Source organism: Enterococcus mundtii (genome assembly GCF_013394305.1).
Lineage (GTDB): Bacteria > Bacillota > Bacilli > Lactobacillales > Enterococcaceae > Enterococcus_B > Enterococcus_B pernyi.
The window spans coordinates 862450-876844 of sequence record NZ_AP019810.1; the positions used below are offsets into that span (position 1 = coordinate 862450).

The window sequence follows — 14395 nt, forward strand, 5'->3', positions numbered from 1 at the left end:
CACCCAGCCTCTCCCACCTCCTGAAACCGAATAAACGGCGTGAACAGAAGTAACCTCTTCGAGAAACAAGGCGCCATCCACAAAAATTTGAAGAACAATTTTCATGGATGACGCCTTATTTCTCGAGGTTACACACTTCTGCCCCGACCTCATTGCGATTGTCTATGTTTCGTAGTTGATATGATAAGGATGTAGATCCGTATGATAAATTGCCTCTGAATACTCGACCACTTCTCGATCTTCCGTCGTTGATCGACGTACACGCTTGATCCCGATTTCTGAAGTCGTCTTTAATAGTGCTTTTTCTTCATCTGTTAAAAACGTGGCAGAAAAGTCATCTGAAAAAGAGTCGATAATGTGATTATTCTGTGTGAGCAATCGGTACAAAGATTCTTTATCAAATTCTTTTTGTTTCATTTTATTCATGTCTTTTGGTAAATAGTGAACAAAATAGATATATGGTTGGTCATTTAAATAGTATAAACGCTTGAAGCATACCGCAGCTGAACCAAACATCGAATATAATGGATGATCTTTTTTGATACTGATTTTTTCTAAACCAATCGTTTCTTTGCGAACCTCATATTGGGAATCTTTTAAGATCTGAGTAAAACTTTCGGCTTTAGATAAACGATTGTAAGGACGATTGCTTAATACTGTCGTTCCCCGACCACTTTTCTTTTCGACATATTCATCTGTAGCTAATAACTCGATGGCTTTTCGCACAGTGATTTTACTCACTTGGAACAATTCTTCTAACTCATTTTCAGTCGGTAACATACTCCCCACCGGATACTTTCCTGAAAAAATATCCTCTTTGATCTTGTCTGCTACTTCTAAATATAAAACACGCGTTCTTTTCATAGCTTCACCTTTCACCTTTATGTTAGTAAAAGAATAACATAAATAAACAAAAAAAAGAATAGAAATGTTGATAATTGGTCTACCTATGTACAAATAATAAGCTTAGACATAACAAAACGTCTAAGCTTATTACCCTACTTTTTTCGTACCTTTGTTATATCCTTGTTTTAATAACATAATTACCGATTATAAAAACAAGGAGAATTTTATCAGAAATTTCAAATAATCATTAAATTTGTAAGGAATTTTGTGGTGAAAGGCCTTTCTATAAAAATGGCCCAGTCGTTATTTATCCTAATTCTTCGCCGTTCGTTTTAATGACTGCCTTGTACCAGTCAAAAGATTTTTTCTTGGTACGTGCTAACGTCCCATTTCCTTCATCATCAAGGTCGACATAAATAAATCCATAGCGTTTACTCATTTCCCCTGTAGATGCGCTGACTAAATCGATACAGCCCCATGGTGTGTAGCCCATCAAATCGACCCCATCAGCAACTGCCTCAGCCATTGCTTCGATATGACGACGCAAGTAATCGATACGATAATCATCATTGATTGAGCCATCTTCTTCCACTTTATCGATCGCACCCAAGCCATTTTCAACAATAAACAGTGGTTTTTCATAGCGGTTATATAATTCATTCAACGCCACGCGCAATCCTTCAGGGTCGATTTGCCAGCCCCACTCACTTGCTTCAAGGAATGGATTCTTCACGCCGCCTAGTAGGTTTCCATTCGATGTATCGGCATCTGGATTGGTTTCATCGATAGCTGATGACATATAGTAACTAAACCCGATATAATCTACTGGATACTCTTTTAATAATTGGAAATCTTCTTCTGTTTGTTCTAGTTTTGCGACGTCAACTCCATATTTCTTATACGTACGTGCTGTATAGGCTGGATATTCGCCACGAACTTGCACATCTGTACAGAAGAAGTTGAACTCTTGATTTTGGATCAATGTAGCCACTTGATTGATCGGATTTGCATCAATACTATAGGTCGTTGCATAAATGATCATACAGCCTACTTGGATATCCGAACGCAAATCATGTGCGATCTTCACCGCTTTACTGCTAGCGACAAACTGATTATGCCATGCTTGGAAAATATTTTGGTAGTCACTTGCGCCATTGCTTTTGACCAATCCTTGACTCAATGCTGGGAAATGGAAAGCTGAATTGATTTCATTGAATGTCATCCAATATTTCACTTTGCTGCTGTAACGTTCTAACACTGTACGAGCAAAACGTTCATAAAACTCTATCAACTGACGATTTTTCCACCCACCGTATTCTTTTGCTAAATGCAATGGCATTTCATAATGAGAAATCGTAATGACTGGCTCGATATCATAGCTCAAGCACGTATCGATCAGTTCATCATAAAAAGCTAAGCCCGCTTCATTTGGTGTTTGCTCATCACCTTGAGGGAAAATTCGTGTCCAAGCAATGGAGAAACGATAACTTTTAAAGCCCATTTCTGCAAATAAAGCAATATCTTCTTTGAAGTGATCGTAATGTTCGATTCCACGATGATTCGGATAAAGGTATTTCTCCTCATCGATCGTCCAATCAAATTCTTCACTCCCGATGATTGCAAAACGTTGTTTACCACCAGGCATTGCATCGGCGACAGATAAGCCTTTCCCATCGCGGTCGAAAGCACCTTCTAATTGATTGGCGGCTGTTGCGCCACCCCATAAAAAGTCTTTTTTGAATCGTGCTGTCATGTTTGTTTTCCTCCTTTTATTTTACAATTGCCAGAAAATCTTCATTAGCAATAATTTCTTGTTGATCAAGTTCTAACACATCTGCAAAGTGATCGGTATTCGTTACGACCACAGGGGTGATCACGCTATAGCCTGCTGCTTTTATTTTCTCAATATCAAAGCGGACAAGCAAGTCCCCTGCTTTTACTTTGTCTCCTTGTTTGACAAATGTTGCAAATCCTTCACCATTTAATTCGACAGTATCCATCCCGATATGCATCAAAATCTCTACACCATCTGTGGTTGTCAAACCTACTGCATGACCTGTTGGGAAAATCGTCGTGATTTCGCCATCTGCCGGAGCAACTAATTCCCCCTTCTCAGGATCAATCGCAATCCCTTTTCCCATTGCCCCAGAAGAGAAGACTTTATCTGGTACTTCTGTCAGTGGTAAGACTTTTCCAGTCAATGGACTTTTCAAATTGTGACGTGCTGTGCTGATCGTATCCCCTGTGGTTGTTTCTGTTGCTTCTAATTTTTCATCTTGAACTTCTTCATCAAAACCAATCAAGTAAGTACCGACAAACCCAAGAACAAAAGCAACTGCTGTACCGATGATCGCCATAGTTACACTTGATTCAAGCGCTGGATCGGTACTAATAAATGTTGGGATGGTCAGTAAACTGATCAAACCACTAGAGAATGCTTTTACGCCAGCAAACCCGATGATTCCTCCACCGATCCCACCGGAAATACAGGCAACGATAAATGGTTTTTTCAAAGGTAAAGTCACACCGTAAACAGTCGGTTCAGTGATTCCAAAGAACGAAGTGATCATTGAAGAGATCCCTAATGAGCGTAATTTTGAATCTTTCGTACGTAAAGCCACACCTAATGCTGCACCACCTTGTGCCAAAATTGCTGGTAAAAGCATTGGCATCAAAACATCAAAGCCATATTGTTCGATATTCAAGAAGATGATTGGCACAAAGCCCCAGTGCATCCCAAACATCACTAATACTTGCCACATGCTACCCATGATGACCCCAGCAACTAATGGACTAAAGCTATAAATCGAATTGAACAACCCACCTAAGGCATTACCGATAACGGTCCCAATTGGCCCTAATACTAAGAAAGTCAAAGGCACCATGACTAACAAGACGATCATTGGCACAAAAATCATTTGTAAAAATTGTGGAATAACTTTCTTCACAAGTGGCTCAAACTTACTTTGTACCCAAACCGCTAAGATGATTGGAATAACAGAAGAAGTATAGCCTGATTGAGATAAGATCACTGGAAGACCAAAGAAATCAACTGCAACACCTGATCCTGCTAATTGCGTGATTGTTGGATAAACTAATGCCATCGCGATTGCTACGGACAAAAATTGATTGGTCTTGAATTTCTTTGCGGCTGTAAAGGCCAACATCACTGGTAGGAAAGTAAAGACTCCATCTGCTGCTGCAAACAAGATTTGGTAAGTACCACTATCTGCTGCCAACCAACCGAGAACTGTCGCCAGTGATAAGAAACCTTTCAATATCCCAGCAGCTGCCATAGCACCTAAGAACGGGGTGAAAATACTTGAAATAATATCGATCAAGCGATTCAAAGGATTTTTACTTGTATCCTCACTTTCTGAACTTACCCCTTCGCCCAAGCCTTGTTCATCCACAATTGCTTGATAGACATCAGACACATTACTGCCGATCACGACTTGGTATTGTCCGCCACTTTGAACGACTTGGATGACATCTGGATCATTTTTTAATTTCTGAGTGTCGGCAATCGATTCATCTTTCAATTTGAAACGTAATCTTGTCGCACAATGCACTAAACTATTGACATTTTTTTCTCCACCTACGGCTTCCCAGACTCTCCGTCCTACTGCTTGATTATCCATATTCTTTCCTTCTTTCTTTTTGATAAAAATAAAAAACCTAGATTGAAAAAACGGTCACGTGATGAGACGTGTCCATATTTTCAATCTAGGTTTTGCCTGCTTGATCCAGTAACAATCCTTATCATTGGGTTTGTTTTTCTGTTACTACACGTTGGATGTGGATCGTCAGGTAGATTTGTTCCCCTGGTCCCATCTCTTTTTGTTGTGTTTGTATCAGGTATTCATTGATCCGTTCCACACAGCGAAACGCTTTTGGATATTTTCCTTGGACAAGCGCATAAAGAAATTCATCTTTCTCATCCGAAGCTTCATCTTTTAAGTATCGTTGTGTGAAAAATTGTAAATGTGTGATGATTCGTTGATAATTCAAGGAATCTTCGTCAAAGGCGATGCCGAAAAATTTACTGATGATACTTAGGATATCTCGCACCATTTTCGTTGCCGCCATCGTTACTTGCATGTCGCCATTTCCTTGTTCACTATTGACGAAATGAAAGGCTATGAAGCCTGCTTCATCCATTGGTAAGGTCACACCAAGCTTTTCTTCAACAAGTTGAAGGGCTTGTTTGGCTGCTCGATATTCTTTAGGATAAAACTTTTTTGTTTCAAATAATAAAGGATTCGGTAATTCGATGTTTTCCTTTGCTCGACTGATCGCATAATGGATATGATCGGTCAGTGTCAAATAGATGTTTGGCGATAATTGGATGTTTAGTTGTTCTTCGGCAAGGTCGACGATCTGCTTCACCAGCTCGACCTCTTCTAATGGGACATCTGCCATCAATTGTTGGAACTGATGCGTAGTAAAAGAATCTTTTAACACAAATTCTTTTTGGATCGATTCTTCAGAGATCGTATCGCCTGATTTTTTTTGAAAAGCAAGACCTTTTCCCATGCAGATGATTTCTTCGCCTAATTCATTTTTTGAAATGACGACATTATTATTCAAGACTTTTTCTATGACCATCTACATCGACCTCCCAACTAAAAAATAAAAAAACCTAGAACCCGCCCGTAATTACTAGCTGAATTCTGGTTTTGCCTGCCGAACAGTAACAATCCGTTGTTTAACTACATTTACTATATCACTATTACATTCGTTATGCAACCCTTTTCATGGTTTTTATTTTTTCAAAAGGAGAAGAACTTTTAGCATTTTGTAACACTGAATCCAATATACATGCGATGAGAGTAACAAAAAAGGAGTGGGACATTCGTTCACCTCCCCCACCTATAACCGAATAAACGGCGGGAACAGAAGTAACCTCTTCGGAAATAAGGGTCTCCCTGAGAAAATATAGAAAACTATTTTCTCAGGGAGACCCTTATTACTTGGAGCTGAACGGCTTTTTCACAACCTCTAATAAACGGTGATCGAAAAACTGATTTTCATCACTAAGCTAAAAAATTGTAAAATATGAGAAGCTATTTTTCAATTTTCTATCTTACTGCTCAGATCAAAACGTTTTTCTCACAACCTCTTCTAAAACGTTCTCGTTGGCATGTCAAAGGCGTTTTTCATTTCTTGGGTGGCTTCTTTCATTGGTGTGATACTTTCGAGTTCTCCTTGGACGACTAGGCGTGTAATGGCATCCATATCACCACAAGTGATCAAGGTGATCAATTCTTTTCCTTCTTCGATGTTCAATAATTCTGTTGCTGAAGGGTCGACTTTTTCTTTGAATGTCGCTTTATACGTGTAGACGTTTTCCAAATCGACGATATAGATTTTATCCCCTAAGTTTAGATTTTCTAATGGAGTAAAAAGTAATTCCGGATTGTTGGCACGATGACTTGCTAAGGCATAGTTGCCTTTCCCCATTTCTTGATTTGGGTCTAACGTTCCGGCACCGTACAATAAGTTTGCATTATCTAACCCTCTAAAAATCGGCAAATTGATCGAGACGGATGGGACGGCGATACTTCCAATGACTGGTAGATCTGGTCGATTCAATTGGGCTCTTAACACCGCTTCTGAACTCATTGATTCAACTGAATCAAAGTCAAAGTTTGCCTCTTTTTGATTATTTTTGACAATATCATCACGAGTCACATTAGAGATAGCGTACGCATCTCCTGTATTTTTAACAAAAAAATCTTTGATCTGTTCATTAAAGATCAAGGCTAATCCTACTAATAATAGTAGAAACAATAGGAAATTGACCAGCCACTTTTTGACTCTTCCTTTTTTTTTCATGTATCTTCCACCTTCCACGCTTATCTTCCTATGATAATTCTGTATATTTTTCTTTGTTGTTTTTACTTTTTTCTACTGGGTATTTCTGATTGTTTTTTTCTAATTTTTCTTCAATGATCGTATCGATATCTAAATTTAGATTGTCGGCCATCATATAAGAGTATATCAACACATCTGCTAGTTCTTCTTTGATTCGTTCAAGCTGAGTGGTTGTCACTTCTTCTGGTTGCTTCCATTGGAATAACTCTAATAATTCTGAGGCTTCTAAAGAAATCGAAATTGCTAAATCTTTTTCATTATGAAATTGCCGCCAATTGCGATCATCTCTAAATTGATTGATTTTTTCCATGCTTTTTTCCATTGATCTTCTCCTAATTTTAAATCAAGTTACATTAATCATACCATGTTTAACGAAAAAATAGTTTAGACTTATTTTAATAATCTGTTCTATTTTTCAGAAAAAAGAAATATCTTATCGCCGGTTTTAAATCAAAGAAAAGGTTCATTTACGTCTCATCCACGCTAAGTTCACCGTTTGGATTGGTTGGTCGGTGCTTTATGTAAAACTGGGGCTGTGACATTCGTCTTCTCCAACTTAGAACAAACGCTTCTGTCACAGCCTCAATTTAATCATATGTTAGAATATCACTTTGATCCATTTACTATTGTTGTAAACTTGTTTTCAGATCTCTTACGCCTGATAAAGTCATCAAGACGAGTAAACTGATTAAATAAATTCCACTCAGAAATAGAATAACAGCCGTCAAACTATAATGGTCCATTAGAAAGCCGATCACGATCGATGAAAAACCACCTACTGCTCGTCCTAGGTTCATGATAAAGTTATTCGCCGTGGCACGGATCTCTGTTGGATACAAACTACTGATGATCGCTCCATAACCACCATACATTCCGTTGATGAAGTAACCTACGACTACTGCTGCAGCAACTAAACTCCATTGACTGTGTGCAAGTACGAGTAAAAAGACAGACAAAGAGGAGCAAATCAGAAACAAACCAAATGCGAGGGTTGGACCAACTTTATCCATGATGATCCCAAACGTCATCATCCCTAATGACATCCCCAAAATCGTGCTGATCATCCATAAAGAGGAACCCGATACTGATAGACCTAATTGTGCTTGCATGATTGAAGGCAACCAATTCATCAAGCCGAAATAACCAGCAATCTGTACAGTAACCATCAGACTAAGACCTGTCGTTTGCCATGCCATGTGTTTCGTTTGGAACAAATGACTAAGCTTTGTCTTTTTCCCAGTTTCTTTTGTTTCTTCAAATGCCTCTGGTTCTTTTAGCCCTCTTCGAATAAACAAAACCATCAAGACCGGCAAGACACCGATGACATAAAGCATTTTCCAGCCAAACAAAGGAATGATCACTGCTGCTAAGATGGCGGCCAAAGCTGCACCAACTTGTGCGCCGATTGCAGCGACAGAAGATGCACGACCAATTTGTTTCTTTGAAAAGCTTTCAGAAATCAAAGACATACATGCGCCGTATTCCCCGCCAGCGCCGATTCCTGCGATAAAACGAAACAGATAAACAAGATAAATATTCGAAGCAAAATACATGAGTAAAGAAGCAATCGAGAATAAAATGACGGTTTGCGAAAATACTTTGACTCGCCCATATTTATCCGCCATCAATCCAAAAAAAATACCTCCAACGAGCATCCCTAAATTAGTGATCGTTGCAATCAACCCTGCTTGCGTTCCACTAATATTAAAAGTTGCGATCATTGAAGATAATGAAAAAGCTAAAAACATAATATCCATATTTTCTAAAGCAATACCCGCCGATGTTGATAATAATACCTTTCGTTGATACTTCGTCATTTTTCTTCCCCTTTTCTTTAAATCACCCTAAATTGTTAAAATCATATCCAAAATCCAAGAAAAAATCAAGAACTTTTTCAGTATATGCGAAAAAATTTTGATCCTTCTTTTGTAAACGAATGATTTTTCCAATGGAAGGTGCTGTGAATAAAGCCCTTTCTCTTTACACGCATGAAAGCGGATGCTATATTTCTTGGTAGAAATTGCTTACTATTGTTTTCAGATTGGAGTTTTTGACAAATGGACAAACAAGAATTTTTAGAACAAATCAGTCATGGATTGATCGTTTCTTGCCAAGCATTACCTGGCGAAGTTTTTTATTCAGAAGAAGGTGGCTTGATGCCTTATTTTGCACTAGCTGCAAAGAAAGCTGGCGCAGTCGGTATTCGGGCAAATTCAGTCAGAGATATTTTAGAGATCAAAGAGAAAGTTGATTTACCGATGATCGGTATCATCAAACGGGACTATCCACCTGAAAAACCGTTTATCACTGCAACGATGAAAGAAGTGGATGAATTAGTCGCCACTGGCGTAGAAGTGATTGCACTTGATTGTACCCTGCGTAAACGACACGATGGCTTATCGATCAACGCATTCATTGAACAAATCAAAACGAAATATCCTCATCAATTATTCATGGCAGATATTGCGACCTTTGAAGAAGGAATCAATGCTTATAAAGCCGGGATCGATTTTGTCGGGACGACATTAAGCGGCTATACCGAAGAAAGTGAAGAAACAGAAGGGCCTGATGTGCAGTTGATCAAACGCCTTCTTGAAGCAGATGTGTGCGTGATTGCAGAAGGAAAGATCCACACGCCCCAACAAGCCAAGGAAATCCAAGCGTTAGGTGTAGCTGGTATCGTGGTTGGGGGCGCCATTACCCGCCCACAAGAGATCACGCAACGATTTGTTGCTGCGTTAGATTGACAACACTTGAAAACAAAAAAACCACTGTCTTGAAGTAACGGTTCACACTGATCAGGGAATGGGACATTCGTTCACCTCCCCCACCTATAACCGAATAAACGGCGGGAACAGAAGTACCCTCTTATTATTAAAGTGCCCCTTCTTGAACTCCGTTTATTCCATTCTAGACAGTAATGGCGTACTAGATACTTTTTACCTACACAAAAAACGGTCTTTCAACACGTGCAAGGATGATCGCACGAATGGAAAGACCGTCTTTTCAGCCAGGGGGCTAAATAAAATATAGGATAAAAAAGAAAAAAATTTAGTTGGCTTTCATATGTGCATCGAGTAATAACTCGTCAGGAAATTCACGAACATTAGCCATGGCACACTCACCAAAATAATCTGGCCCGTTCTTCCCTTTAAAATCAGATCCTCCAAAACAGTGGATATTGAAACGATCAACTAATTCCTGTACTTTTCGTTGATCTTTCAAACTATGTTCTGGATGATATTTTTCGATACCATCAATACCAAACGAAGCCAGTTCAGGGATCAACTCGAAACTGTCGAGCTTTCCCGGATGGGCAACGACGGACATCCCGCCGCCGATCTTGATTGCTTGGATCACTTCGTAGACATCGATCATCTCTGCCTCTTCTTGACCAAAATCATTATATTTGAATAATTTACGGTAAAGATGTCCATCAATCGATGTATCGTATCCTGCTTTGATCAACGCAGACATGATGTGTTGTTTGTAAAGAGCGGTCGCCTGTTTCGCAAACTGTCTTACTTGCTCTTCTTTGATACGAAATCCTTCAGTTTGGATACGTCTCAACTGACGTAAGGTATTTCTTGTTCGCGCCGCACGCAACGGTTCACATAACTGTTCGATATACTGATAATTCAGTAAATTATACCCCAAGATATGTACCTGTTGCCGGCGTTTGAAATCATAAGCGGTCACTTCGATGCCTTCAATAAAATTGATTGGGGAAGGAGCGAAGACCTGTCTTATGTGAGCTAATCCCGCCGAGGTATCTTGATCTACGACGGACAGGATATTCATGTGATGATTCAATGCTAATTTGAGTAGTTCTTCTGGTGAACTGCTACCATCTGAAAAGTAACTATGGACATGCAAATCTGCTTTCACTCGACGTTCTCCTCTCCTTTTTTCCAGTCAATTTCATCTCAATCAAGCGTGAATGATATATTTTTTTCGTAGTCTGATCGCCACGACTTCTAAGATCGCAACTACTGCTAAAATCATATACACTAATACGCCGATCTCATGAAAATCAAAATAAAAACTACTTGTCATCGCAAGTTGGAACCCTAAACCACCCGCTCCTGCGGCGGCACCTACGGCAATCGCATTAGTAAAGTTGATCTCAAAACGAATGAACAACCAAGAAAGCAAAGCGGTCATACAAGAAGGTAAAATTGCTTGGAACACCACCTGCCACCAACTTGCCCCACATGCACGCAATGCTTCGATCACACCAGAATCGATTTCTTCAATACTCTCAGAAAAGACCTTTGTGAGGTAAGCAATCGTGTGAAAAGACATGCCAATGATTGCCGCATTCGCACCCAATCCAATCAAGATCGAGAAAATCATGACCCACAAGATCGTTGGCACCGCACGGATGAAGGACATCACTGTTCGGATCGCGTTTGATGGGCCTGAATGGCTGATATTTCTTGCTGTAAATAACGCCATCAAGAAGGCTGTCACACCTCCAAGCAATGTGGTGATCACCGCCAAACCTACCGTCATACCTAAAGCTTGGAGCAATGTCTCAAAAGAAAAACGTCCAGAGAGTCTTGGCTGGAGAAAAATCCGTTGCAAGTCTGTAAAAAATTGTCGCGTCGCATCCAGCAATACAACCTCGCCATAATCCATCGTGAGTAAGGTGTAGATCGATATACTAGTCAGTAGCGTAAACAAGACCCAAGGGACGATCCGATAGGTTTTCCACACGCGAATACGGATTTTCTTTTTAGCATTTCGTCTGATTTTTGTCGGTTGGGCTAAGACGGTTTCTGTCACCGCTAATTCAAGTTCACTTTGTCGTTGGACCATATCAATGAATCATCCTCCTAATTTTATTGGACGAAAGTTCCAGTGCGATCACGATGACAACGATCGTCAAGATGACCATTCCTGCCATATCGTAGCGAAATTTCTTATAATAGAGGTCAAATAGAAAACCGATCCCCGTTCCGGTCAATATGCCGACCAATGTTGCATCACGGATGTTGTTTTCGATCATGAACAATATCCAACTGATCAGCTGACCAAAGACCATCGGTAAGACGCCTTGAAAAATGATCGCAAAGTAAGAAGCACCAGTCGCCGTCATCGCTTCTGTGATACTTCCTGCCACTTCATCGATCGTTTCCATAAACGAGCGTGTCAAGTAACCGTACGTTGTAAAGGTGATGGCTAAATAACCAGTAAATTCATTTTGTTTGAAACTCAACAGTAGGACCATTGCCCAAACCACGATCGGGATATTTCTAAAAAAACTAGCAAAGACCCGTGCCACTGTTTTTGTTCCCTTATTCAGGCCAGTTGTCTCTGAACCAATGATTGCCGTGATCAATGAAAATACTGTGGCAGTCATCGTTGCTGTGATCGACAACAAAACCGTCTCAAGTAATTTAGATAAGATCAATGGCAAGGATTGGATCGAATTTTCCGTTGGGATAAAATTGGTGAACAACCAGACAAAACTCTGGGGAATCGCCGCAATAGCTGCACCAAATTGAAAGCCAACAAATTGTGAAAAGGCAACGTACACGACAACAAAGCTAAAGAGTGTCACAAATAAAAACTGCTTCTTTTTACGAAAGAGATCTTGATTCAGTTTTTTATCCATCCAAGCCCTCCCTATACTAACAATTCATCAGACTGATAAATCTGATTGATTTGATTTGTTGTCAGTTCATCTGGGTTCCCAGAGAACACGACATTGCCACTGTTTACGCCAATGATCCGATCGGAATAATCGATCGCAACCTCTACTTGGTGAAGATTCACTAGACAAGCGATATCTAATTCTTTCGTCACTTGCCGTAAGTAATCCATAACGACTTTCGAAGATTTGGGGTCTAAAGATGCAATCGGTTCGTCACATAAGATCAACGCAGGACGTTGCATCAACGCTCGAGCAATCCCGACACGTTGTTTTTGTCCACCACTCAATTCATCACAACGTGTGTAAGCAAACTCTGATAATCCGACTTTTTCTAACAAATCGAAGGCTTCCTGTTTTTCCTCTTCATTGTAGACACCAATCGAGCCTTTCACGGCAGACTTGTATCCAAGTCTACCGTGAAGGACATTCTCAACAGCTGTGAGGCGACTGACTAAATTATAATGCTGGAAAATCATACCGATTCTTCTTCTTTTTAAGCGCAAAGACTTCTTCTTTAGACGTTGCATGTCCTCATCTTCAAAGAAGACAGCCCCTTCATTGGCAGAAATCAACTGATTGATACAACGTAGAATCGTGGATTTTCCTGCCCCAGATGGTCCGATGATCGAAACAAATTCTCCTTTTTCTAGTTGAAAGGAAATGTCCTTTAACGCTTGTTTCCCGTTACTATAGGTTTTTGAAATCGAGTCTACTTGTAATAGCATGGCTCGTCCTTTCTACTTCGAGCGAAGTGGGTCATAGAAACTATCAGTGACTTCTACAAATTGTTCATCGGCTTCTTTCTGATATAGACCCACAGATTCTGAGTCTTTTGGTGAAAAGATCGCTTCATTATTCGTCACTTCTTCACTCATCATGGCTTGAGTGATTTTATCGACTGTTTCTTCATCCAGATTATCTTTGTTGACAACAAATGGTCCATTTAACACTGGGATCGAATGGATCACACGGACTTTTTCGCCTCTGACTGTATCAAATGGTGCCTCTGCATCAGCTTTTACTTGGTAAACGACACCAGCTTTGTTTTCTTCCCCCTCCACGACATCAAAATATTGAGCCATGTTCATAAATGCTGCTGCATCCGCATCTCCCTTAAGCAAGTTAACGGCAGAGCCTTGATGGGAACCTCCGAAAAGTACTTTGTTGAAGAAATCGCCATCGATGATCAATTCATCCGAACTACCAAGTCCAAACTGATCAACGATTGCTTGACTTGGTACTCTAAACCCAGAAGTCGAAGAATTAGAGACAAAGGAAAACGCTTTGCCTTCGATCGGTTCCAACGTATAGGCATCACCCTCTTGATACTCCGCTGTATCTTCTTCATTGACGACAATAAAACTGTAATAGACGGCATCTTCCAGAGTGCCACTTGCACCCGAATTTGTTAAAATCGCTTGAACATTTTCGTTTTTTCTATTTGCTTCAATATAGCCATCGGGCCCCATATATGCCAAATCTACTTGTCCGTTGGCAATGGATTCGATCACGATATTATAGTCCGTACTTATGACGATTTCGACGTCTCTACCTGTTGCTTCTGATACGATCGATTGGATTTCATTTCTTGATTGTTCAAATTCACTTGCTGATTCATTGGGATAAAAAGCAATCTTGATTGGCTCAGAAGAATGTTGACTTTCGCCATCCGCTTGAGCATTAGAATTACACCCAGCTAATAAAAATAAACCGGTCATGAAAAACATCGCACTAATAAGTTTCAATCGTCTTTTATTCCAAAACATGTGTGGTAAGCTCCCTTGTTTTTTATTTGGTACATCTTCCATTTTATGGACTCAATGTAAATTTCTAATGGACTTCGCGATAGGAGTAGATGAAGATTGTAAATCATTTGTAAAACAAGGGTTCTTTTCTTTGATCAACCAACACCTTGGTACATCTGCGTCTTTTTTTGAAATAAATGAAAACCATAAAAAATCCTCTTAACAAATTCATCCAATGTTTACAAAAAAACGCAAAAAATAAAGGATG

13 protein-coding genes are annotated in these 14395 nt (G+C 39.8%); 1 reads left to right on the forward strand and 12 read right to left on the reverse strand.

Annotated elements, in window-relative coordinates; translation table 11 throughout:
• Positions 1–162: 162 nt before the first annotated feature.
• From HZ311_RS04085 to HZ311_RS04115, 7 genes are all read right to left on the reverse strand, one after another.
• Positions 163–864 carry a GntR family transcriptional regulator gene (locus HZ311_RS04085; protein WP_010734698.1) on the reverse strand — a complete coding sequence of 234 codons (702 nt, stop codon included), beginning with the start codon at positions 862–864 and terminating at the stop codon, positions 163–165.
• Between the two features lie 289 nt (positions 865–1153).
• A complete protein-coding gene (locus HZ311_RS04090; protein ID WP_010734697.1) occupies positions 1154–2599 on the reverse strand; it encodes a glycoside hydrolase family 1 protein in 1446 nt (481 codons plus the stop codon).
• Positions 2600–2615: 16 nt separating this feature from the next.
• The gene (locus HZ311_RS04095; protein WP_023520148.1) at positions 2616–4487 is read right to left on the reverse strand and encodes a beta-glucoside-specific PTS transporter subunit IIABC; all 1872 of its coding nucleotides are present in this window, start codon (positions 4485–4487) and stop codon (positions 2616–2618) included.
• Between the two features lie 121 nt (positions 4488–4608).
• Entirely contained in the window at positions 4609–5454 is an 846-nt protein-coding gene (gene licT, locus HZ311_RS04100) for a BglG family transcription antiterminator LicT (RefSeq protein ID WP_023520149.1), read from the reverse strand.
• Between the two features lie 516 nt (positions 5455–5970).
• Positions 5971–6684, reverse strand: coding sequence for a class A sortase (locus HZ311_RS04105; RefSeq protein WP_010734694.1), 714 nt, complete (start codon positions 6682–6684; stop codon positions 5971–5973).
• A 28-nt stretch (positions 6685–6712) separates the two neighbouring features.
• Positions 6713–7045 (reverse strand): nucleotide pyrophosphohydrolase, encoded by a 333-nt coding sequence (locus HZ311_RS04110; RefSeq protein ID WP_010734693.1) that lies wholly within the window; start codon positions 7043–7045, stop codon positions 6713–6715.
• 301 nt (positions 7046–7346) lie between these two features.
• Positions 7347–8540, reverse strand: a complete 1194-nt coding sequence (locus tag HZ311_RS04115; RefSeq protein ID WP_019722476.1) for an MFS transporter — start codon at positions 8538–8540, stop codon at positions 7347–7349.
• 240 nt (positions 8541–8780) lie between these two features.
• Here HZ311_RS04115 and HZ311_RS04120 point away from each other — a divergent pair, with 240 nt between their 5' ends.
• Positions 8781–9470 carry an N-acetylmannosamine-6-phosphate 2-epimerase gene (locus HZ311_RS04120; RefSeq protein ID WP_019722477.1) on the forward strand — a complete coding sequence of 230 codons (690 nt, stop codon included), beginning with the start codon at positions 8781–8783 and terminating at the stop codon, positions 9468–9470.
• Between the two features lie 304 nt (positions 9471–9774).
• Here the strand turns inward: HZ311_RS04120 and HZ311_RS04125 are convergent, their stop codons facing one another.
• The 5 genes from HZ311_RS04125 to HZ311_RS04145 are packed head-to-tail and all read right to left on the reverse strand — an operon-like array spanning position 9775 to position 14190.
• On the reverse strand, positions 9775–10611 hold the full coding sequence (locus HZ311_RS04125; RefSeq protein WP_023520150.1) for a PHP domain-containing protein: 837 nt from the start codon (positions 10609–10611) through the stop codon (positions 9775–9777).
• A 42-nt stretch (positions 10612–10653) separates the two neighbouring features.
• Positions 10654–11544: a PhnE/PtxC family ABC transporter permease gene (locus tag HZ311_RS04130; RefSeq protein WP_010734688.1), complete on the reverse strand. Its 891-nt coding sequence runs from the start codon at positions 11542–11544 to the stop codon at positions 10654–10656.
• 1 nt (position 11545) lies between these two features.
• Positions 11546–12343, reverse strand: a complete 798-nt coding sequence (locus HZ311_RS04135; RefSeq protein ID WP_023520152.1) for an ABC transporter permease subunit — start codon at positions 12341–12343, stop codon at positions 11546–11548.
• A gap of 11 nt (positions 12344–12354) precedes the next feature.
• Positions 12355–13107, reverse strand: coding sequence for a phosphonate ABC transporter ATP-binding protein (gene phnC / locus HZ311_RS04140; protein WP_019722481.1), 753 nt, complete (start codon positions 13105–13107; stop codon positions 12355–12357).
• Positions 13108–13119: 12 nt separating this feature from the next.
• Positions 13120–14190 (reverse strand): phosphate/phosphite/phosphonate ABC transporter substrate-binding protein, encoded by a 1071-nt coding sequence (locus tag HZ311_RS04145; protein WP_371740601.1) that lies wholly within the window; start codon positions 14188–14190, stop codon positions 13120–13122.
• Between the last annotated feature and the right edge of the window lie 205 nt (positions 14191–14395).